The organism is Pseudomonas sp. GW821-FHT12A04 (genome assembly GCF_058807755.1).
This window is the reverse complement of record NZ_JBXAQZ010000004.1, coordinates 183166-203343: the sequence shown is the minus strand read 5'-3', so window position 1 is coordinate 203343 and position 20178 is coordinate 183166. Positions and strand designations below refer to the sequence as shown.

General features: G+C 60.3%; 21 protein-coding genes. 13 read left to right on the top strand and 8 right to left on the bottom strand.

All coding sequences use genetic code 11. From position 1 onward, the window contains the following. Positions 1-130 precede the first annotated feature (130 nt). From lptB to AC1RS8_RS08580, 5 genes are read right to left on the bottom strand one after another with little or no spacing between them, the layout of a single operon-like run. A complete protein-coding gene (gene lptB / locus AC1RS8_RS08600; RefSeq protein WP_008054366.1) occupies positions 131-856 on the bottom strand; it encodes an LPS export ABC transporter ATP-binding protein in 726 nt (241 codons plus the stop codon). Next, positions 856-1404, bottom strand: coding sequence for a lipopolysaccharide transport periplasmic protein LptA (lptA, locus tag AC1RS8_RS08595; protein ID WP_057716418.1), 549 nt, complete (start codon positions 1402-1404; stop codon positions 856-858). Before lptA ends, lptB begins: the two co-directional genes overlap by 1 nt. Continuing rightward, on the bottom strand, positions 1391-1963 hold the full coding sequence (lptC, locus tag AC1RS8_RS08590; RefSeq protein ID WP_057716417.1) for an LPS export ABC transporter periplasmic protein LptC: 573 nt from the start codon (positions 1961-1963) through the stop codon (positions 1391-1393). Before lptC ends, lptA begins: the two co-directional genes overlap by 14 nt. A gap of 7 nt (positions 1964-1970) precedes the next feature. After that, positions 1971-2495 (bottom strand): KdsC family phosphatase, encoded by a 525-nt coding sequence (locus AC1RS8_RS08585; RefSeq protein WP_008018712.1) that lies wholly within the window; start codon positions 2493-2495, stop codon positions 1971-1973. After that, positions 2495-3469, bottom strand: coding sequence for a KpsF/GutQ family sugar-phosphate isomerase (locus AC1RS8_RS08580; RefSeq protein ID WP_218494925.1), 975 nt, complete (start codon positions 3467-3469; stop codon positions 2495-2497). The genes AC1RS8_RS08585 and AC1RS8_RS08580 overlap by 1 nt, the downstream gene beginning before the upstream one ends. Positions 3470-3744: 275 nt before the next feature. Between AC1RS8_RS08580 and AC1RS8_RS08575 the strand changes: the two genes are divergently transcribed. The 10 genes from AC1RS8_RS08575 to hisC all read left to right on the top strand — a co-directional run bounded on the left by AC1RS8_RS08575 (position 3745) and on the right by hisC (position 11707). Continuing rightward, positions 3745-4554 carry an ATP-binding cassette domain-containing protein gene (locus AC1RS8_RS08575; RefSeq protein ID WP_489339751.1) on the top strand — a complete coding sequence of 270 codons (810 nt, stop codon included), beginning with the start codon at positions 3745-3747 and terminating at the stop codon, positions 4552-4554. Then, complete coding sequence (mlaE, locus tag AC1RS8_RS08570) at positions 4554-5351, top strand: lipid asymmetry maintenance ABC transporter permease subunit MlaE (protein WP_057716415.1); 798 nt, start codon at positions 4554-4556, stop codon at positions 5349-5351. Before AC1RS8_RS08575 ends, mlaE begins: the two co-directional genes overlap by 1 nt. Beyond that, a complete protein-coding gene (gene mlaD / locus AC1RS8_RS08565) occupies positions 5351-5818 on the top strand; it encodes an outer membrane lipid asymmetry maintenance protein MlaD (protein WP_007970271.1) in 468 nt (155 codons plus the stop codon). Before mlaE ends, mlaD begins: the two co-directional genes overlap by 1 nt. 11 nt (positions 5819-5829) lie before the next feature. Then, positions 5830-6483, top strand: a complete 654-nt coding sequence (locus AC1RS8_RS08560) for an MlaC/ttg2D family ABC transporter substrate-binding protein (protein ID WP_057716414.1) — start codon at positions 5830-5832, stop codon at positions 6481-6483. Beyond that, positions 6480-6785 carry an STAS domain-containing protein gene (locus tag AC1RS8_RS08555; protein ID WP_090453094.1) on the top strand — a complete coding sequence of 102 codons (306 nt, stop codon included), beginning with the start codon at positions 6480-6482 and terminating at the stop codon, positions 6783-6785. Before AC1RS8_RS08560 ends, AC1RS8_RS08555 begins: the two co-directional genes overlap by 4 nt. 114 nt (positions 6786-6899) lie before the next feature. After that, positions 6900-7139: a BolA family protein gene (locus tag AC1RS8_RS08550; RefSeq protein ID WP_020796650.1), complete on the top strand. Its 240-nt coding sequence runs from the start codon at positions 6900-6902 to the stop codon at positions 7137-7139. A 22-nt stretch (positions 7140-7161) separates the two neighbouring features. Beyond that, positions 7162-8427, top strand: coding sequence for a UDP-N-acetylglucosamine 1-carboxyvinyltransferase (gene murA, locus AC1RS8_RS08545; RefSeq protein WP_056728381.1), 1266 nt, complete (start codon positions 7162-7164; stop codon positions 8425-8427). Between the two features lie 125 nt (positions 8428-8552). Then, complete coding sequence (gene hisG / locus AC1RS8_RS08540) at positions 8553-9188, top strand: ATP phosphoribosyltransferase (protein ID WP_008018703.1); 636 nt, start codon at positions 8553-8555, stop codon at positions 9186-9188. A gap of 126 nt (positions 9189-9314) precedes the next feature. Next, on the top strand, positions 9315-10652 hold the full coding sequence (gene hisD, locus AC1RS8_RS08535; RefSeq protein WP_057716412.1) for a histidinol dehydrogenase: 1338 nt from the start codon (positions 9315-9317) through the stop codon (positions 10650-10652). Between the two features lie 2 nt (positions 10653-10654). Beyond that, positions 10655-11707: a histidinol-phosphate transaminase gene (hisC, locus tag AC1RS8_RS08530; protein WP_057716411.1), complete on the top strand. Its 1053-nt coding sequence runs from the start codon at positions 10655-10657 to the stop codon at positions 11705-11707. A gap of 137 nt (positions 11708-11844) precedes the next feature. Here hisC and algW read toward each other — a convergent pair whose 3' ends face one another. After that, entirely contained in the window at positions 11845-13005 is a 1161-nt protein-coding gene (gene algW, locus AC1RS8_RS08525; protein ID WP_057716410.1) for a Do family serine endopeptidase AlgW, read from the bottom strand. 103 nt (positions 13006-13108) lie between these two features. Here algW and AC1RS8_RS08520 point away from each other — a divergent pair, with 103 nt between their 5' ends. From AC1RS8_RS08520 to cysN, 3 genes are all read left to right on the top strand, one after another. After that, on the top strand, positions 13109-13867 hold the full coding sequence (locus tag AC1RS8_RS08520) for a Nif3-like dinuclear metal center hexameric protein (RefSeq protein WP_057716409.1): 759 nt from the start codon (positions 13109-13111) through the stop codon (positions 13865-13867). A gap of 247 nt (positions 13868-14114) precedes the next feature. Then, on the top strand, positions 14115-15032 hold the full coding sequence (cysD, locus tag AC1RS8_RS08515) for a sulfate adenylyltransferase subunit CysD (RefSeq protein WP_008046199.1): 918 nt from the start codon (positions 14115-14117) through the stop codon (positions 15030-15032). Positions 15033-15041: 9 nt separating this feature from the next. Next, positions 15042-16940 (top strand): sulfate adenylyltransferase subunit CysN, encoded by a 1899-nt coding sequence (gene cysN, locus AC1RS8_RS08510; RefSeq protein WP_340316850.1) that lies wholly within the window; start codon positions 15042-15044, stop codon positions 16938-16940. 183 nt (positions 16941-17123) lie between these two features. On the opposite strand, the gene yihG is transcribed toward cysN, so the two are convergent. Together yihG and pta are read right to left on the bottom strand one after the other, a co-directional pair. After that, the gene (gene yihG / locus AC1RS8_RS08505) at positions 17124-18029 is read right to left on the bottom strand and encodes a 1-acylglycerol-3-phosphate O-acyltransferase, YihG family (RefSeq protein ID WP_090453101.1); all 906 of its coding nucleotides are present in this window, start codon (positions 18027-18029) and stop codon (positions 17124-17126) included. Continuing rightward, on the bottom strand, positions 18030-20129 hold the full coding sequence (gene pta, locus AC1RS8_RS08500; RefSeq protein ID WP_429520772.1) for a phosphate acetyltransferase: 2100 nt from the start codon (positions 20127-20129) through the stop codon (positions 18030-18032). It abuts the gene before it with no gap. Positions 20130-20178: the final 49 nt, after the last annotated feature.

The window sequence follows — 20178 nt, the reverse complement described above, 5'->3', positions numbered from 1 at the left end:
AACAATAAAAAACTATAAAGCTGTGTTGCAGCGCTGCCCTTGTCGAGGGCTGACCACGCTTGTCGGCACGGAAGCGCTGGTGAGTGGCTGGTCAGGTGCCCGGGCAAGCTGCCTGGGCACGGCTCAGCGCTTACAGGCGGAACTCATGGCCCAGATACACTTCCTTGACCAGGTCGTTGGCCAGGATGGTCTCTGCGTCGCCTTCGGCAATCAGTTGGCCGTCATTGACGATATAGGCGGTTTCACAGATATCCAGGGTTTCACGAACGTTGTGGTCCGTGATCAGCACGCCAATGCCCTTGGCCTTGAGGTGGTGAATGATCTGCTTGATGTCGCCGACCGAAATCGGGTCCACGCCGGCGAAGGGCTCGTCGAGGAGGATGAATTTCGGGTTGGTGGCCAGGGCGCGGGCGATTTCCACGCGACGGCGCTCACCACCGGACAGGCTCATGCCCAGGTTGTCGCGGATGTGGCTGATGTGGAATTCCTGCAGCAGGCTTTCCAGCTCCTTGCGACGACCGGCCTTGTCGAGTTCCTTGCGGGTCTCGAGGATGGCCATGATGTTGTCGGCCACCGACAGTTTGCGGAAGATCGATGCTTCCTGCGGCAAGTAGCCGATACCGGCCTTTGCGCGGCCGTGCATCGGTTGGTGGCTGACGTCCAGGTCATCGATCAGGACACGGCCCTGATCGGCTTGCACCAGGCCGACGATCATGTAGAAGCAGGTGGTCTTGCCGGCGCCGTTCGGGCCAAGCAGGCCGACGATCTGGCCGCTGTCGATGGACAGGCTGACGTCACGCACGACCTGGCGGCTCTTGTAGCTCTTGGCCAGATGCTGAGCTTTCAGAGTTGCCATTACTGGGCCTTTTTCTCGTCGGTTTTCTTCTTCGGCTGGATCACCATGTCGATACGCGGACGCGCCTCGGTGACTTTGCTGCCTGTGGCGCGACCGGCGCTGGCGAGTTTCTTGTCCGTGTCGTAGACAATTTTCTCACCTTGGGTGACGTTGTTGTCCTTGTCGACAACTTTGGCCTTGTCGATCAGTACGACGCGATTTTGCGAAGCGTGATACTGGATCGTCACGCCCCAACCCTGGACAGGCTTGGTATCGCCAGCCGTTTGCAATTGCTCGAAGTACGCCAGGTTGCCCACCGAGGTCACTACGTCAATGTCGCCAGCCGGGGTGCGGGTGATGGTAACGGTGTTGCCTGTCACCTTCATCGAGCCTTGGGTGATGATCACGTCACCCTTATAGGTAGCAATACCTTGCTTGTCGTCCAGCTGGGCATCGTCGGCCTGAATACGGATAGGCTGCTGTTGGTCTTCCGGCAGAGCCCAGGCGCTCACGCTTCCCAGTGCTGCGCCCAGACTGAGCAAAATCGGGAGGGTTTTAACGAGCCTCATACTGTCCTCTTACGTTCGATAGCAGGTGTATCCTGCTTTCTTTCAAATACGCTTTCATTCCCTTGCCAGTCGATACACCGCCAGCGCCGTCGATTCTAACGTCTTGCTCGGTCTGCGCATATTGCTGCTGCGGGAACACGGTCATGCGGGTGCTGGTGATCAGGGTTCTACGGTTTTTCTCGTCGAAGCGCGTGATGCGCACGTCATCGATCAGTTCGACCTGTGTGCCATCAGGGTTGACCTCGCCGCGCAGGCTCTGGACGTGCCACGGGAATTCAGTGCCGCGGAACACATTCAGGTCGGGGTTGGTCAGCAATGTCACCTCGGTCGCTTTCACGTGCTCGACCTTGTCGGACACCAGATCATATTGCAGCTTGCCGTCGGGCAGGTACTGCACGCTGTGGGCGTTGATGGCGTAATAGTCGATCGCGCTTTCATCGACCGGCGTTACCGGCTTGTCGAGGAAACGTTCCGGGCTGATGTTCCAGTAGCCAACCGCAGCGAATATCGCCGCGATGCAACTGAACATCAGGGTGTTGCGAAATTTTTTGCTCAGCATAGTGGGCTCACAGGTACGCCGCATTGGCCGCGTCGAGGCGGTCCTGGGCGCGCAGGATCAATTCGCAGAATTCGCGAGCGGCACCTTCGCCGCCACGGGCGAGGGTGATGCCGTGGGCGTGTTCACGCACGAAGCTGGCGGCATTGGCCACCGCCATGCCCAGGCCGACGCGGCGAATCACCGGCAGGTCCGGCAGGTCGTCGCCGAGGTAGGCCACCTGTTCATAGCTCAGGTTGAGTTGGGCCAGCAGTTCGTCGAGTACCACCAGTTTATCCTCGCGACCCTGATAGAGGTGCGGGATACCGAGGTTTTTGGCCCGCCGCTCGACCACCGGGGTCTTGCGGCCACTGATGATGGCGGTCTGCACGCCGGCGGCCATCAGCATCTTGATGCCCTGGCCGTCGAGGGTGTTGAACGTCTTGAACTCGCTGCCGTCTTCGAGGAAGTACAGGCGCCCATCGGTCAGGACGCCATCGACATCGAACACCGCCAGCTTGATCTGTTTGCCGCGTTGCAGCAGGTCCGCACTCATTACATTACTCCTGCACGCAGCAAGTCGTGCATGTTCAAGGCGCCGACCGGGCGGTCTTCACTGTCGACTACGACCAGCGCGTTGATTTTATGGTCTTCCATGATTTTCAGCGCTTCGGCGGCGAGCATCTCGGCGCGGGCAGTCTTGCCGTGTGCTGTCATGACCTGTTCGATGGTAGCGCTATGGATGTCGATGCTACGGTCCAGCGTGCGACGCAAGTCACCGTCAGTAAAGATCCCGGCCAGCTTTCCGTCGGCCTCCAGGATCACGGTCATGCCCAGGCCTTTGCGGGTCATTTCCATTAGCGCGTCCTTCAGCAGGGTGCCGCGCTGTACTTGCGGTAACTCTTGCCCGGCGTGCATGACATTTTCCACTTTCAGCAGCAGGCGTCGGCCCAGGGCGCCGCCGGGATGGGAAAAGGCGAAGTCTTCGGCGGTAAAGCCACGGGCTTCCAGCAGCGCGACTGCCAAGGCATCGCCCATGACCAGGGCGGCGGTGGTCGACGAGGTGGGGGCCAGGTTCAACGGACAGGCTTCGTGCTCGACGTGAACATTCAGGTTGACCTCGGCGGCCTTGGCTAGCGGCGAGTCAGGCTTGCCGGTCACGCTGATCAACTGAATGCCCAGGCGCTTGATCAGTGGCAGCAGGGTCACGATTTCATTGGTGGAGCCGGAATTCGAGAGCGCCAGAATGATGTCGTCGCGGGTAATCATGCCCATGTCACCGTGGCTGGCTTCAGCCGGGTGCACAAAAAACGCCGTGGTGCCGGTGCTGGCCAAGGTCGCGGCAATCTTGTTGCCGATGTGTCCCGACTTGCCCATGCCGACCACGACCACGCGGCCTTTGCTGGCCAGAATCATCTCGCAAGCGCGTACGAAATCTGCGTCGATATGGGGTAGCAGGCCTTGCACGGCTTCTACCTCGAGGCGGATGGTGCGTTGTGCTGATTGAATCAGGTCGCTGGATTGGCTCATGTCAGAAATCGTATAGCCTGATGAAAAGGCGGCGATTATAACGGTTATGATCGAATCCCTCACGCTAGTTCGTCGCGCATTGCCATCCTTGTTGCCGGAAACCTTCTAAACGGGGCCTTCAACCTGTCATGCGGCTGAACATGACCTGGCTTTGGCCTTGGGCGCGCAGCCGTTGCAGTGATATAGTTCGCCGCCAGTTCGGCCTGCCCGGGAGGTATGTGCTTTTGTCAGAAAGCCAGGCGTCCGAGTGAGAGGCTGCATCGCAAGGAGTTTAGATGAGTGCCGATAAAGCCTACGCGGTCGAGCTGAAGGGACTGTCCTTCAAGCGCGGTGCGCGCAGCATTTTCAATAATGTCGATATCCGTATCCCGCGCGGCAAGGTCACCGGCATCATGGGGCCTTCCGGGTGTGGCAAGACCACGCTCTTGCGTCTGATGGGCGCCCAGTTGCGGCCCACCAAGGGCGAAGTCTGGGTCAACGGTCAGAACCTGCCAAAACTGTCGCGCAGCGACCTGTTCGACGCGCGCAAGCACATGGGCGTGCTGTTTCAGAGCGGCGCACTGTTTACCGACCTCGATGTCTTCGAGAACGTCGCTTTTCCGTTGCGTGTTCATACCCAGCTGCCGGATGAAATGATCCGCGACATTGTCCTGCTCAAATTGCAGGCCGTGGGCTTGCGCGGTGCTATCGAACTGATGCCCGACGAGCTTTCCGGCGGCATGAAACGCCGTGTTGCGCTGGCCCGGGCGATTGCGCTCGACCCGCAGATCCTCATGTACGACGAGCCCTTTGTCGGCCAGGACCCCATCGCAATGGGCGTTCTGGTGCGCCTCATCCGGTTGCTCAACGATGCGCTGGGCATCACCAGCATCGTGGTATCCCACGACCTGGCCGAGACCGCGAGCATTGCCGACTACATTTATGTGGTGGGCGATGGGCAGGTGTTGGGGCAGGGGACGCCTGACGAGTTGATGAATTCGGATGAACCGCGCATTCGTCAGTTCATGACCGGCGAACCCGATGGCCCGGTTCCGTACCACTTTCCAGCGACGGATTACCGCGCAGATCTTCTGGGGAAGCGCTGATGCGCAGAATTTCATTGATGGAGCGCGTTCGCCGCTTCGGCCAGGCCGGCATCGATGTGCTGGCGGTGTTCGGGCGTTCGAGCCTGTTCCTGTTCCATGCCTTGCTCGGCCGGGGCGGTATCGGTGGCGGCTTCGGGCTGCTGGTCAAGCAGTTGCATTCGGTGGGCGTGATGTCCCTGGTGATCATCGTGGTCTCCGGGGTGTTCATCGGCATGGTGCTGGCGCTGCAGGGCTTCAACATTCTTTCCAGCTATGGTTCGGAGCAGGCTGTCGGGCAGATGGTGGCGCTGACGCTGCTGCGTGAACTGGGGCCGGTAGTGACCGCCTTGCTGTTCGCCGGGCGCGCAGGTTCGGCGTTGACCGCCGAAATCGGCAACATGAAGTCCACCGAGCAGTTGTCCAGCCTGGAAATGATCGGGGTCGACCCGCTCAAGTACATCATCGCGCCACGCCTGTGGGCCGGTTTCATCTCCCTGCCGGTGCTGGCGATGATTTTCAGCGTGGTGGGTATCTGGGGCGGCTCGTGGGTAGCGGTCGACTGGCTGGGGGTCTATGAGGGCTCCTACTGGTCGAACATGCAGAACAGCGTGACGTTCGCCGACGATGTGCTCAACGGGATCATCAAAAGTATCGTCTTTGCCTTTGTCGTGACCTGGATCGCCGTATTCCAAGGCTATGACTGCGAACCCACTTCCGAGGGGATCAGTCGTGCCACTACCAAGACCGTTGTATATGCCTCGTTGGCAGTACTCGGCCTGGACTTTATTCTGACCGCCTTGATGTTTGGAGATTTCTGATGCAAAACCGCACCCTGGAAATCGGTGTCGGCCTTTTCTTGCTGGCTGGCATCCTGGCTTTGCTCTTGTTGGCGTTGCGGGTCAGTGGCCTGTCCCCGACTCCGAGCACCGACACGTATAAACTTTACGCCTACTTCGACAATATCGCCGGTTTGACGGTCAGAGCAAAGGTGACCATGGCCGGTGTGACCATCGGCAAGGTCACGGCCATCGATCTGGATCGCGACAGTTTCACCGGTCGGGTGACCATGCAGCTGGAAAAACGCATCGATAATCTGCCGGCGGACTCCACTGCATCTATCCTGACTGCTGGCCTGTTGGGCGAGAAGTACATCGGTATCAGCGTGGGCGGGGAAGACACCCTGCTCAAGGATGGTGGAACCATCCATGACACGCAGTCATCGCTGGTGCTCGAAGACCTGATCGGTAAATTCCTGCTCAATACCGTTAGCAAAGAAGCTAAATGAGGAACTGTTAAATGATCTCTATCTTGCGACGTGGCCTGTTGGTAATGCTCGCGGTGTTTCCGTTGGTGTCCCACGCCGTAGCGGCGACTTCGGCGCACGATCTGGTGCAGGACACAACCAACCGTATGCTCGCGGACCTGGCGGCAAACAAAGAGAAGTACAAGCAGGATCCGCAAGACTTTTATGCGGCACTGAACACCATCGTCGGGCCGGTCGTGGATGCCGAGGGTATTTCCAAGAGCATCATGACGGTCAAGTACTCGCGTAAAGCTACGCCTGCACAGATGAAGACCTTCGAAGAAAATTTCAAGAAGGGGCTGTTCCAGTTCTATGGCAATGCCTTGCTGGAGTACAACAACCAGGGCATCACCGTTGAGCCGGCCAAAGACGAGTCGGGCGACCGTACCAGTGTAGGCATGACTGTCAAAGGCAGCAGCGGCGCGATCTATCCAGTGTCCTACACGCTGGAAAAGATCAACGGCGAGTGGAAACTGCGTAACGTCATCATCAATGGCATCAATATCGGCAAGCTGTTCCGCGATCAGTTCGCCGATGCGATGCAGCGCAATGGCAACGACCTGGACAAGACCATCAATGGTTGGGCCGGGGAAGTCGCCAAGGCCAAGGAAGCCACCGACAAGAAACCAGAGCAGTCAGCCCAATGAGTGAGTCGGCAGTCCAGATGGACGAAGCGGGCGAGCTGCGACTCAGTGGCGTGCTGGATTACCGCACCGGCCCTGGCCTGCGCGAGCAGGGCAAGGCGCTGATCAAAGCCAGCAACGCTGCAGCGCTGGTGGTCGATTGCTCGGCGGTAACCAAGTCCAGCAGTGTCGGTTTGTCGTTGCTGCTGTGCTTTATCCGTGATGCGCAGGAGGCCGGCAAGGCCCTGAGCATCCGTGGGATGCCGGAAGACATGCGTGAAATCGCTCAGGTCAGCGAGCTGACCGAGCTGTTGGCGCATCCCTAACCCGCATCTATGAATAAGCCCCCCGTCTGAGTCCTGCTTGGCGGGGTTCGCAGGCGCGGGGCTTTTTTGTATGATGTCCGACCCGCGCGCACAGGGCGCCGATTGAGGTTGAGCATGCAGGCCAACGAAGTTAAGAGCTTTCTTGAAGGAAAGCTGCCCGGAACGAAAGTAGAAGTCGAGGGCGAAGGCTGCAATTTCCAGCTGAACGTGATTAGCGATGAACTGGCGGCGTTAAGCCCGGTCAAGCGTCAGCAGCAGGTCTATGCCCATTTGAACCCATGGATCACCGATGGCAGCATCCATGCGGTCACTATGAAATTTTTCAGCAGCGCGGCCTGGGCCGAGCGCACCTGAGCCCAAGGGCGTCGAGATTCTTATGGATAAATTGATTATTACTGGCGGTGCTCGTCTTGACGGCGAGATCCGCATCTCCGGGGCAAAGAACTCTGCCCTGCCGATCCTGGCGGCTACCCTGCTGTGCGATGGCCCGGTGACTGTGGCCAACCTGCCGCACCTGCACGACATCACCACCATGATCGAGCTGTTCGGGCGCATGGGTATCGAACCTGTGATCGACGAGAAGCTGGCCGTCGAAATCGACCCGCGCACCATCAAGACCCTGGTCGCACCTTACGAACTGGTTAAAACCATGCGTGCGTCGATTCTGGTGCTCGGTCCGATGGTTGCTCGTTTCGGTGAAGCCGAAGTCGCCTTGCCTGGCGGTTGCGCCATCGGTTCGCGTCCGGTTGACCTGCACATCCGTGGCCTGGAAGCCATGGGCGCCGTCATCGACGTCGAAGGCGGCTACATCAAGGCCAAGGCGCCTGAAGGTGGCCTGCGCGGTGCGCACTTCTTCTTCGATACCGTCAGTGTGACCGGTACCGAAAACATCATGATGGCCGCGGCCTTGGCCAAGGGCCGTAGCGTCCTGCAAAACGCCGCTCGCGAGCCTGAAGTGGTCGACCTGGCGAACTTCCTGAACGCCATGGGCGCCAAGGTTTCCGGCGCCGGTACCGATACCATCACCATCGATGGCGTCGAGCGTCTGCACACCACCACTTATAAAGTAATGCCTGACCGCATCGAAACCGGCACCTATCTGGTGGCGGCGGCGGTGACCGGTGGTCGTGTGAAGGTCAAGGATACGGATCCGACCATCCTCGAAGCCGTTCTGGAAAAACTCCGTGAGTCCGGTGCCGAAATCACCTGTGGCGAAGACTGGATCGAGCTGAACATGCACGGCAAGCGTCCGAAAGCCGTCAACGTGCGGACCGCTCCGTACCCGGCGTTCCCGACCGACATGCAGGCGCAGTTCATCTCCCTCAACGCCATTGCCGAAGGCACCGGCGCTGTGATCGAGACGATCTTCGAAAACCGCTTCATGCACGTCTACGAGCTGCACCGCATGGGCGCCAAGATCCAGGTCGAAGGCAACACCGCCATCGTCACCGGCACCGAAAAGCTCAAGGGCGCGCCAGTGATGGCGACCGACCTGCGTGCTTCGGCCAGCCTGGTGATCTCGGCCCTGATCGCCGAAGGCGACACGCTGATCGACCGCATCTACCACATAGACCGTGGCTACGAGTGCATCGAAGAAAAACTGCAGATGCTGGGCGCCAAGATCCGCCGCGTTCCGGGCTAGTCCCTGCTGTATGGGCATAAGGACATGCCCGTTGATTTGTTGAAGTCGAGCCGTTTTCGGCTCGATGTGTGTCCGGCGCCATTTGCGACCGGGCATGAGTACCTTGATAAGGACTGACGTTTCCCATGTTGACCATCGCACTGTCCAAGGGCCGCATCCTTGACGACACCCTGCCGCTTCTGGCTGAAGCGGGCATCGTGCCGACCGAGAATCCGGACAAGAGCCGCAAGCTGATCATTCCCACGACCCAGGAAGATGTACGCCTGCTGATCGTGCGTGCCACCGATGTGCCGACTTACGTCGAGCATGGTGCCGCCGACCTCGGTGTCGCCGGTAAAGATGTGCTGATGGAATACGGCGGCCAGGGCCTGTACGAGCCGCTGGACCTGCAAATTGCCCAGTGCAAGCTGATGACCGCCGGCAAGGTCGGCGCGGTCGAGCCCAAGGGCCGCCTGCGTATCGCCACCAAGTTCGTCAACGTTGCCAAGCGCTACTACGCCGAACAGGGCCGTCAGGTCGACATCATCAAGCTCTACGGTTCGATGGAGCTGGCGCCGCTGATCGGCCTGGCGGACAAGATCATCGACGTGGTCGACACTGGTAACACGCTGCGGGCCAACGGTCTGGAGCCACAGGATTTCATTGCTGCCATCAGCTCCCGGCTGATCGTCAACAAAGCTTCGATGAAGATGCAGCACGCCCGTATCCAGGCGTTGATCGACACCCTGCGCAAGGCAGTGGAGTCTCGACACCGCGGCTGATTCACCTGCGCGACGTTAAGTCGCGCCCGTCTATCCGCCTCATAGCCAGAATTCTCAGGTGCCCAAGCGGAAACGACTGCTAAGTTAGGGCGCCTGAGTTTTTGCCATTCCTATGAGGCTCTCGCTATGACCGCACCGACTGCAATTCGCCGACTCAACGCTGCTGACCCGGATTTCGCGCATCATCTGGATCATCTGCTGAGCTGGGAAAGTGTGTCTGACGACTCGGTCAATCAGCGGGTGCTGGACATCATCAAGGCTGTGCGTGAACGTGGCGACGCGGCACTGGTGGACTTTACCCGCCAGTTCGACGGCCTGGACGTGAAGTCCATGGCCGACCTGATCCTGCCGCGTGAGCGTCTGGAATTGGCACTGACGCGCATTACCGTGGCTCAGCGCGAAGCGCTGGAAGTCGCCGCCGCCCGTGTGCGCAGCTACCACGAAAAACAGAAGCAGGACTCCTGGAGCTACACCGAGGCCGACGGCACCGTGCTGGGCCAGAAAGTCACGCCGCTGGACCGTGCCGGCCTGTACGTACCGGGTGGCAAGGCGTCGTACCCGTCGTCGGTGTTGATGAACGCGATTCCGGCCAAGGTCGCCGGCGTCACCGAAGTGGTCATGGTCGTACCGACCCCGCGCGGTGAAATCAATGAACTGGTGCTGGCCGCTGCCTGCATCGCCGGCGTTGACCGTGTGTTCACCATCGGTGGCGCTCAAGCCGTTGCCGCATTGGCTTACGGCACCGAAAGCGTGCCGAAGGTCGATAAAGTGGTCGGCCCGGGCAACATCTATGTCGCCACCGCCAAGCGCCACGTGTTCGGCCAGGTCGGAATCGACATGATCGCCGGTCCCTCCGAGATCCTGGTGGTGTGCGACGGCCAGACCGATCCGGACTGGATCGCCATGGACCTGTTCTCCCAGGCCGAGCACGACGAAGACGCCCAGGCGATTCTGGTCAGCCCCGACGCCGAATTCCTCGACAAGGTCGCCGCCAGCATCGCCAAGCTGATGCCGACCATGGAGCGCGCCGCGATCATCGAAACCTCGATCAATGGCCGAGGAGCACTGATCAAGGTGCGCGACATGGAGCAAGCCATCGAAGTGGCCAACCGCATCGCGCCGGAGCACCTCGAATTGTCCGTTGCCGATCCACAAGCCTGGCTGCCGCAGATCCGCCACGCCGGCGCGATCTTCATGGGCCGCCACACCTCTGAAGCCTTGGGCGACTACTGCGCAGGTCCCAACCACGTATTGCCGACCTCCGGCACCGCGCGTTTCTCCTCGCCGCTGGGTGTGTACGACTTCCAGAAACGCTCGTCGATCATCTTCTGTTCCGAGCAGGGCGCTTCCGAGTTGGGCAAAACCGCTTCCGTGCTGGCCCGTGGCGAATCGCTGACCGCCCACGCGCGTAGCGCCGAGTACCGCATCGTCGACGAAGACTTTCCACAAGGGCAGGGGAACTGAACATGAGTAAATTCTGGAGCCCGTTCGTCAAGAATCTGGTGCCTTACGTCCCGGGCGAGCAGCCGAAGCTGGCAAAACTGGTGAAGCTCAACACCAATGAAAATCCGTACGGTCCATCGCCCAAAGCCTTGGCCGCGATGCAAACCGAACTGAACGACAACCTGCGTCTGTACCCGGACCCGAACAGCGATCTGCTGAAGAACGCGGTCGCCAGGTACTACGGTGTGCAAAGCAATCAAGTGTTCCTCGGCAACGGTTCCGATGAAGTGCTGGCGCACATCTTCCACGGTTTGCTGCAGCACGATCAGCCGCTGTTGTTCCCGGACATCAGCTACAGCTTCTACCCGGTCTACTGCGGTTTGTACGGCATCAAGTTCGACGCGGTGCCGCTGGACGAGCAGTTCCAGATCAACCCGGCGGACTATGCCAGGCCGAACGGCGGGATCATCTTCCCCAACCCGAACGCGCCGACCGGCTGCCTGTTGGCGCTGGAAGCGGTGGAGCAGATTCTCAAGGCGAGCCCGGATTCGGTGGTGGTGGTCGACGAGGCCTACATCGACTTCGGTGGCGAGACGGCAATCACCCTGGTGGACCGTTATCCGAACCTGCTGGTGACCCAGACCCTGTCCAAGTCCCGTTCCCTGGCGGGCCTGCGGGTTGGATTGGCGGTCGGCCATCCGGACCTGATCGAGGCGCTGGAGCGGATCAAGAACAGCTTCAACTCCTATCCGCTGGATCGCATGGCGAATGTCGGCGCTGCCGCCGCGTTCGAGGATCGCGAGTATTTCGACAAGACCTGCCGGTTGGTGATCGAGAATCGCGAGAAGGTCGTTGCACAGCTGGAGGAGAAGGGTTTTGAAGTGCTGCCATCGGCGGCGAACTTCATTTTTGCCCGTCACCCCCGGTACGATGCGGCGGGGCTTGCGGCTAAGCTGCGCGAGCAAGGCGTGATCGTCCGGCACTTCAAGCAGGAGCGGATTGCCCAGTTCCTGCGGATCTCCATCGGCACGCCGGAGCAGAATCAGGCGCTGATCGACGGCCTGGGCGACTTGTAAAACCAGGCACGACCCTGTGGGAGCGAGCTTGCTCGCGATAGCGGATTTACAGTCAACGAGTATGTTGAATGTTATTGCCTCATCGTCGGAGCGCCGCCCGGAGCAAGCTCGCTCCCACAGGTTTTTGGGTTGTCCGCTTACTCTTCTTCTTTTTCCTTGATCGGAGCCGGCGGCGGACGCAGGCCGACTTCAGCCATCAGCTTGAGCTCCTTGCCGTTGCGCATCACCTCGATCGCGACCTTGTCGGTCGGCTTGATCCGCGCTACCTGATTCATCGAGCGACGGCCATCACCGGCCGGTTCGCCATCGATGGCAAGAATCACATCACCCAGTTGCAGACCGGCCTTCTGTGCCGGGCCATCGCGGAAAATTCCCGCCACGACAATGCCTGGACGACCGGACAAGCCGAACGACTCGGCCAGTTCCTGGGTCAGCGGCTGCACCTCGATACCCAGCCAGCCACGAATCACCTGGCCGTGCTCGATGATCGACTTCATCACTTCCATCGCCAGCTTCACGGGGATTGCGAACCCAATGCCCTGGGAGCCCCCGGACTTGGAAAAGATCGCCGTGTTGATACCGGTCAGGTTGCCGATGGCATCCACCAGCGCACCGCCTGAGTTGCCCGGGTTGATCGCCGCATCGGTCTGGATGAAGTCTTCGTAGTTGTTCAGGCCCAATTGATTGCGCCCGGTGGCGCTGATGATGCCCATGGTTACGGTCTGGCCGACGCCGAAGGGGTTGCCGATGGCCAGCGCCACATCGCCGATGCGGATGTTGTCGGAACGCCCCACGGTGATCGCCGGCAGGTTTTTCAAGTCGATTTTCAGAACCGCGAGGTCGGTCTCCGGGTCGCTGCCGATCACTCGCGCCAGGGTTTCCCGGCCGTCCTTGAGCGCCACCACGATCTGGTCGGCACCGCTGGTCACGTGGTTGTTGGTCAGGATGTAGCCTTCCGGGCTCATGATCACGCCGGAACCGAGGCTCGACTCCATGCGTTTCTGCTTGGGCGAGTTATCGCCGAAGAAGCGACGAAACTGCGGATCTTCGAACAGCGGATGGTTGGGTTTGTTGATGACTTTGGTGGTGTACAGGTTCACCACCGATGGCGCCGCGGTGGATACCGCTTCGGCATAAGACACCGGACCCTGCTGCATGCTGGTGGTTTGCGGCGCTTGTTGCAGATTGACGTCGAGGCTCGGGAGCCCGACCCACTGCGGGTAACGCTGGATTATCAAAAGAGCGACAAGCACGCCGGCCAACAGCGGCCAGCCGGAAAAACGCAGCGCCTTGAGCATTAAGCAGTTCCTGAGAGAGTTGCAGGCGGTCTGAGACCGCTCATAATGACGCGCATTATACGAGGCCGCACGCGCCTCTGAACGGGATATTTAGGAGTCTTTTATGGCCGTCGCCCTGAGCACCCTGGTCGAAGAAGCCGACCGCTACCTCAACAGCGCCAAAATCGCCGATTATTGCCCCAACGGCCTGCAGGTCGAGGGGCGGCCACAAGTGATGCGCATTGTCAGTGGGGTCACCGCCAGCCAGGCCTTGCTCGATGCGGCCGTGGAGGCCAACGCAGACCTGGTGCTGGTGCATCATGGCTACTTCTGGAAAGGTGAAAATCCGTGCATCACCGGCATGAAGCAGCGCCGCTTGAAGACCCTGCTCAAGCACGATATCAGCCTGTTGTCCTATCACCTGCCGCTGGACCTGCACCCGGATGTCGGCAATAACGCGCAGCTCGCGCGACAGCTCGACATCACCGTCGAAGGTCCTTTGGACCCGGACAACCTGAAGATTGTCGGCCTGGTCGGCTCGCTGAATGAGCCAATGATGCCCCGGGATTTCGCCCGCCGCGTCCAGGAAGTGATGGGGCGTGAGCCGCTGTTGATCGAAGGCAGCGCCATGGTACGCCGCGTCGGCTGGTGCACCGGTGGTGGCCAGGGTTACATCGATCAAGCCATTCTGGCGGGTGTCGATCTGTACCTCAGCGGCGAGGCTTCCGAGCAAACCTTCCACAGCGCCAGGGAAAACGACATCAGCTTCATCGCCGCCGGTCACCATGCGACCGAGCGCTACGGCGTTCAGGCGCTGGGGGATTATCTGGCCCGTCGGTTTGCGCTGGAGCACATCTTCATCGATTGCCCGAATCCGATCTGACGAAACGCTATCCCTGTAGGAGCGAGCCTTGCTCGCGATGTACCCGAGAACACCGCGGGGTGTCAGACTCCCAGCGTTATCGTTGACGACCATCGCGAGCAGGCTCGCTCCTACAGGCCAAACAGGCAGGCATATTCATATGCTCTTTCGATCTAGTTGGCGTCCTGATTAGAAGGGGGCGCTGTGCTAGGATCCCCGCTCGAACACGGCCCGGTGGCCGTTCATAAGAAAGTTTTCGTGAGTAGCCATGGTCGACAAACTGACGCATCTGAAACAGCTGGAGGCGGAAAGCATCCACATCATCCGCGAGGTGGCCGCCGAGTTCGATAACCCGGTGATGCTGTACTCCATCGGTAAAGACTCCGCCGTGATGCTGCATCTGGCACGCAAGGCGTTCTTCCCGGGCAAGCTGCCGTTTCCGGTGATGCACGTCGACACTCGCTGGAAATTCAAGGAGATGTACAGCTTCCGCGACAAGATGGTCGCCGAGCTGGGCCTCGACCTGATCACCCACGTCAACCCGGACGGCGTGGCGCAGGACATCAACCCGTTCACCCACGGCAGCGCCAAGCACACCGACATCATGAAGACCGAGGGCCTCAAGCAGGCACTCGACAAGTATGGTTTCGACGCAGCATTCGGCGGCGCTCGTCGCGATGAAGAGAAATCCCGCGCCAAAGAGCGCGTGTACTCGTTCCGCGACAGCAAGCACCGCTGGGATCCGAAAAACCAGCGCCCCGAGCTGTGGAACGTCTACAACGGCAAGGTCAACAAGGGCGAGTCGATCCGCGTCTTCCCGCTGTCGAACTGGACCGAGCTGGACATCTGGCAGTACATCTACCTTGAAGGCATCCCGATCGTTCCGCTGTATTTCGCCGCCGAGCGTGAAGTCATCGAGAAGAACGGCACGCTGATCATGATCGACGACGAGCGCATCCTCGAGCACCTGAGCGACGAAGACAAAGCGCGCATCGTCAAAAAGAAAGTGCGTTTCCGTACCCTTGGTTGCTACCCGTTGACGGGCGCGGTGGAGTCCGAGGCCGAAAGCCTCACGGACATCATTCAGGAAATGCTCCTGACGCGAACTTCCGAGCGCCAGGGCCGTGTCATCGACCACGATGGCGCAGGCTCGATGGAAGACAAAAAACGTCAGGGTTATTTCTAAGGGGTTGTCATGTCGCACGCATCTGATTTGATCAGCGAGGACATCCTCGCCTACCTGGGCCAGCACGAACGTAAAGAGCTGCTGCGCTTTCTGACCTGCGGTAACGTCGACGACGGCAAGAGCACCCTGATCGGGCGCCTGCTGCACGACTCCAAGATGATCTACGAAGATCACCTGGAAGCCATTACCCGCGATTCGAAAAAAGTCGGCACCACCGGCGAAGACATCGACCTGGCGCTGCTGGTCGACGGCCTGCAGGCCGAGCGTGAACAAGGCATCACCATCGATGTCGCGTACCGCTACTTCTCCACCGCCAAGCGCAAATTCATCATCGCCGACACCCCAGGCCACGAGCAGTACACCCGCAACATGGCCACCGGTGCCTCCACCTGTGACCTGGCGATCATCCTGGTCGACGCCCGTTACGGCGTGCAGACCCAGACCCGTCGCCACAGCTTCATCGCCTCGTTGCTGGGCATCAAGCACATAGTCGTGGCCATCAACAAGATGGACCTCAAGGACTTCGACCAGGGTGTGTTCGAGTCGATCAAGGCCGACTACCTGCAGTTCGCCGAAGGCTTGAAGCTCAAGCCCACCAGCATGCACTTCGTGCCGATGTCTGCGCTGAAAGGCGACAACGTGGTGAACAAGTCCGAGCGCTCGCCGTGGTATACCGGCCAGTCGCTGATGGAGATCCTCGAGACCGTGGAAGTGGCGGGCGATCGCAACTTCACCGACTTGCGTTTCCCGGTTCAGTACGTCAACCGTCCGAACCTGAACTTCCGTGGCTTCGCCGGCACCCTGGCCAGCGGCATCGTCAAGAAAGGCGACGAAGTCGTGGTCCTGCCGTCGGGCAAGAGCAGCCGCGTGAAATCCATCGTCACCTTCGAAGGTGAACTGGAGCACGCAGGTCCTGGTCAGGCTGTAACGCTGACCATGGAAGACGAAATCGATATTTCCCGTGGCGACCTGTTGGTACATGCCGACAACGTGCCGCCAGTCACCGACAGCTTCGAAGCGATGCTGGTGTGGATGGCTGAAGAGCCGATGCTGCCGGGCAAGAAGTACGACATCAAACGCGCCACCAGTTACGTGCCGGGCTCCATCGCCAGCATCGTCAACAAGGTCGACGTGAACACCCTGGAAGAAGGTCCGGCCAGTGCGTTGCAGCTGAACGAAATCGGCAAGGTCAAGATCGCGCTCGATGCGCCGATTGCCCTCGACGGTTACGACAGCAACCGCACCACCGGCGCCTTCATCATCATCGACCGCTTGACCAACGGCACCGTTGGCGCGGGCATGATCGTCGCCCAGCCTTTGGCCCATGGCACCAGTACGCACCACGGCAAACTGGCCCATGTCGCCACCGAAGAGCGTGCACAGCGCTTCGGCCAGCAACCGGCCACCGTGTTGTTCAGCGGCTTGTCGGGCGCGGGCAAAAGCACCCTGGCGTATGCGGTTGAACGCAAGCTGTTCGACCTGGGGCGCGCGGTGTTCGTGCTCGATGGCCAGAACCTGCGTCACGACCTGAACAAAGGTCTGCCACAGGATCGCGCCGGGCGTACCGAGAACTGGCGTCGTGCCGCGCACGTGGCGCGTCAGTTCAACGAGGCTGGTCTGCTGACCCTCGCTGCGTTCGTTGCCCCGAGTGCCGAAGGGCGTGAACAGGCCCGGGAACTGATCGGCAAGGAGCGTCTGCTGACGGTCTACGTCCAGGCTTCGCCGACGGTCTGCGCCGAGCGTGATCCGCAAGGTTTGTACGCGGCGGCCGGGGATAACATCCCGGGCGAGTCCTTCCCGTACGATGTGCCGCTGGATGCCGACCTGGTGATCGACACCCAGTCCGTGTCGCTGGAGGAAGGCGTCAAGCAAGTGCTGGGTCTGCTGCGTGAGCGTGGCGCGATCTAAGCGCTGACCGGTAAAAAGAAACCCGTCGATGAGTGATCATCGGCGGGTTTTTTTGTGTCTGGTAATCAGTCAAAACAAACACTAAACCTGTGGGAGCGAGCTTGCTCGCGATAGCGGCGGATCAGTCGACATCAATGTTGAATGTCAGTCCGCAATCGCGAGCAAGCTCGCTCCCACAAGGGATTAGTGTTTGCCTGGGAATTCGTGGTGCAGCTGTTCCAGTAATGCATCCTTGTCCAGCCACAACTGATTGATCCAGCCCTGAAACTGCAGGCGGTATTCACCGTCCTGGTCATAGTTCTTGCCGATGAACTGCGGCGGGATCTTCAGTTCTTCAAAGTGCACCACCACGTCCGCAACGTTCCCGCACAGCAAATCCCAGAAACCCGGGCGCCCGGCGGGGTAGTGGATGGTCACGTTGACCAGGGATTCAAGCTGCTCACCCATCGCATCCAGCACAAAGGCAATGCCACCGGCCTTGGCCTTGAGCAGGTACTTGAAGGGTGACTGCTGTTGCTTGTGTTTGCCCTCGGTGAAGCGCGTGCCTTCGACGAAGTTGAAAATGCCCACCGGGTTGTCGCGGAATTTCGCACAGGTCTTGCGGGTGGTTTCCAGGTCCTTGCCTTTCTTCTCCGGGTGCTTTTCCAGATAGGCCTTGGAGTAACGCTTCATGAACGGAAAGCCCAGCGCCCACCAGGCCAGACCGATCACCGGAACCCAGATCAGCTCCTGCTTGAGAAAGAACTTCAGTGGCTGAATGCGCCGGTTTAGCACGTATTGCAGCACCAGGATGTCGACCCAGCTCTGGTGGTTGCTGGTGATCAGGTACGAATGCTGATAGTCGAGGCCTTGCAGGCCGCTGATGTGCCAGCGTGTGCGGCGCACCAGGTTCATCCAGCCTTTGTTGATGCTGATCCAGGCTTCGTGGGTATGGCTCATCAGCCAGCCCGCGAGGCGCTGGGTGAGGGCGAACGGCAATACCTTGACGAGTGCCACGCAGAACAGGAACGAGCAGAGCAGAATCGTGTTCAATGCCAACAGCAGCGAGGCGATCACGCCCCGCAGCGCAGCAGGTAAGAAATCCAGCATTTACACATCCATAGGTCGGTTGGCGGCTTGAATCGCGGTCAGGGCGATGGTGTAGACGATGTCATCGACCTGCGCGCCGCGCGGCAAATCGTTCACCGGTTTGCGCAGGCCTTGCAGCATCGGCCCGAGGCTGACGCAGTCGGCGCTGCGCTGTACGGCCTTGTGCGTGGTATTGCCGGTGTTGAGGTCGGGGAATACGTAAACCGTGGCACGACCGGCCACCTGACTGTTCGGCGCCAGTTGCCGGGCCACGCTTTCGTTGGCGGCGGCGTCGTACTGCAAGGGGCCGTCGATCAGCAGCGAGTGCTGTTGTTCGTGGGCGAGCAGGGTTGCCTCGCGGACCTTCTCGACTTCTTCGCCGCTGGCCGACTCACCGCTGGAGTAGCTGATCATCGCCACTCGTGGCGTGATGCCGAACGCGGCGGCCGAATCAGCGCTTTGCAGGGCGATCTCGGCCAGTTCACTGGCGCTCGGGTGCGGGTTCATCACGCAGTCGCCGTAGACCAGCACCTCTTCCGGAAACAGCATGAAGAACACCGACGACACCAAGGTGCAGCCTGGCGCGGTTTTAATCAGCTGCAGGGCCGGGCGGATGGTGTTGGCGGTGGTGTTGATCACGCCCGATACGAGGCCGTCGACTTCATCCAGGGCCAGCATCATGGTGCCGATCACAACGGTGTCTTCCAGTTGTTGCTCGGCCATTGGCGCATTGAGGCTTTTGCTTTTGCGCAGCGCGACCATCGGCTCGACATAGCGTTCGCGGATCGAGTCCGGATCAATGATTTCCAGGCCCGGTGGCAGCTCGATGCCCTGGGCACGGGCGACGGCCTGCACGTCCTCGGGCTTGGCCAGCAACACACAGCGAGCGATGCCACGGGCCTGGCAGATCGCGGCGGCCTGCACGGTCAGCGGCTCGCTGCCTTCGGGCAGTACGATGCGCTTGTTGGCCGCCTGGGCGCGCTGGATCAGTTGATAGCGGAACACCGCTGGCGACAGGCGCATCTCCCGTGGTGTGCCGCAGCGCTGATGCAGCCAGTTGGCATCGAGGTGGCTGGCGATGAAATCGGTGATGATTTCGGCGCGCTCGCGGTCATCGATGGGGATTTCCTTGTTCAGGCCATTGAGCAGGTTGGCGGTGTCGTAGGAGCCGGTACTCACCGACAGCACCGGCAATCCGGCCTGCAGGGCACCGCGACACAGGTCCATGATGCGTGGGTCGGGCAGGGTGTCGCTGGTCAGCAGCAGGCCGGCCAGAGGCACGCCGTTCAAGGCCGCAAGGCTGACGGCGAGGATGATGTCGTCGCGGTCGCCAGGGGTCACCACCAGCACGCCGGGCTTGAGCAACTCCACGGTGTTACGCATGGTGCGGGCGCAAATGATGATCTTGGTCATGCGCCGGGTTTCGTAATCACCGGCGTTGAGCACTTGCGCGCCCATCAGGTCGGCGACGTCGCGGGTGCGCGGGGCGTTCAGTTCCGGCTGGAACGGAATGCAGCCGAGCAAGCGGAAATCACCACTGCGCAGCAACGGCGAATGCTCTTTCAGGCGCGTGGCGAAGGCCTCCATGCTTTCTTCGGTCTTGACCTTGTTGAGGATCACACCGAGGACTTTCGGGTCTTTCGGGCCGCCGAACAACTGCGCCTGCAACTCGACGCGACCGGAGAGCTCGGTCAGCACTTCGTTTTCCGGTGCCGAGACCAGGATCACCTCGGCGTCGAGGCTCTTGGCCAGGTGCAGGTTGACCCGCGCGGCATAACTGGCGCTGCGGGTCGGCACCATGCCTTCGACGATCAGCACGTCCTTGCCGATGGCAGCCTGCTGATAAAGGGTGATGATTTCTTCGAGTAACTCATCGAGCTGGCCGTCGCCGAGCATGCGCTCGACATGGGCCAGGCCCAGGGGCTGGGGCGGTTTCAAGCCGTGGGTACGCGCCACCAGTTCGGTGGAACGTTCCGGGCCCGTGTCGCCCGGATGCGGCTGGGCAATCGGTTTGAAAAAACCGACCTTGAGCCCGGCTCGCTCAAGGGTGCGTACCAGCCCTAGGCTGATGGAGGTCAGACCCACACCAAAATCGGTGGGCGCGATAAAAAAAGTTTGCATGCGGATTCTCTGAAGGAGCATGGCAAAGGTGATCATCTATATCTGACGA

Coding starts and splice junctions, on each gene's coding strand:
- lptB (WP_008054366.1), bottom strand. CDS start 856: ATGGCAACTCTGAAAGCTCAGCATCTGGCCAAGAGCTACAAGAGCCGC.
- lptA (WP_057716418.1), bottom strand. CDS start 1,404: ATGAGGCTCGTTAAAACCCTCCCGATTTTGCTCAGTCTGGGCGCAGCA.
- lptC (WP_057716417.1), bottom strand. CDS start 1,963: ATGCTGAGCAAAAAATTTCGCAACACCCTGATGTTCAGTTGCATCGCG.
- AC1RS8_RS08585 (WP_008018712.1), bottom strand. CDS start 2,495: ATGAGTGCGGACCTGCTGCAACGCGGCAAACAGATCAAGCTGGCGGTG.
- AC1RS8_RS08580 (WP_218494925.1), bottom strand. CDS start 3,469: ATGAGCCAATCCAGCGACCTGATTCAATCAGCACAACGCACCATCCGC.
- AC1RS8_RS08575 (WP_489339751.1), top strand. CDS start 3,745: ATGAGTGCCGATAAAGCCTACGCGGTCGAGCTGAAGGGACTGTCCTTC.
- mlaE (WP_057716415.1), top strand. CDS start 4,554: ATGCGCAGAATTTCATTGATGGAGCGCGTTCGCCGCTTCGGCCAGGCC.
- mlaD (WP_007970271.1), top strand. CDS start 5,351: ATGCAAAACCGCACCCTGGAAATCGGTGTCGGCCTTTTCTTGCTGGCT.
- AC1RS8_RS08560 (WP_057716414.1), top strand. CDS start 5,830: ATGATCTCTATCTTGCGACGTGGCCTGTTGGTAATGCTCGCGGTGTTT.
- AC1RS8_RS08555 (WP_090453094.1), top strand. CDS start 6,480: ATGAGTGAGTCGGCAGTCCAGATGGACGAAGCGGGCGAGCTGCGACTC.
- AC1RS8_RS08550 (WP_020796650.1), top strand. CDS start 6,900: ATGCAGGCCAACGAAGTTAAGAGCTTTCTTGAAGGAAAGCTGCCCGGA.
- murA (WP_056728381.1), top strand. CDS start 7,162: ATGGATAAATTGATTATTACTGGCGGTGCTCGTCTTGACGGCGAGATC.
- hisG (WP_008018703.1), top strand. CDS start 8,553: ATGTTGACCATCGCACTGTCCAAGGGCCGCATCCTTGACGACACCCTG.
- hisD (WP_057716412.1), top strand. CDS start 9,315: ATGACCGCACCGACTGCAATTCGCCGACTCAACGCTGCTGACCCGGAT.
- hisC (WP_057716411.1), top strand. CDS start 10,655: ATGAGTAAATTCTGGAGCCCGTTCGTCAAGAATCTGGTGCCTTACGTC.
- algW (WP_057716410.1), bottom strand. CDS start 13,005: ATGCTCAAGGCGCTGCGTTTTTCCGGCTGGCCGCTGTTGGCCGGCGTG.
- AC1RS8_RS08520 (WP_057716409.1), top strand. CDS start 13,109: ATGGCCGTCGCCCTGAGCACCCTGGTCGAAGAAGCCGACCGCTACCTC.
- cysD (WP_008046199.1), top strand. CDS start 14,115: ATGGTCGACAAACTGACGCATCTGAAACAGCTGGAGGCGGAAAGCATC.
- cysN (WP_340316850.1), top strand. CDS start 15,042: ATGTCGCACGCATCTGATTTGATCAGCGAGGACATCCTCGCCTACCTG.
- yihG (WP_090453101.1), bottom strand. CDS start 18,029: ATGCTGGATTTCTTACCTGCTGCGCTGCGGGGCGTGATCGCCTCGCTG.
- pta (WP_429520772.1), bottom strand. CDS start 20,129: ATGCAAACTTTTTTTATCGCGCCCACCGATTTTGGTGTGGGTCTGACC.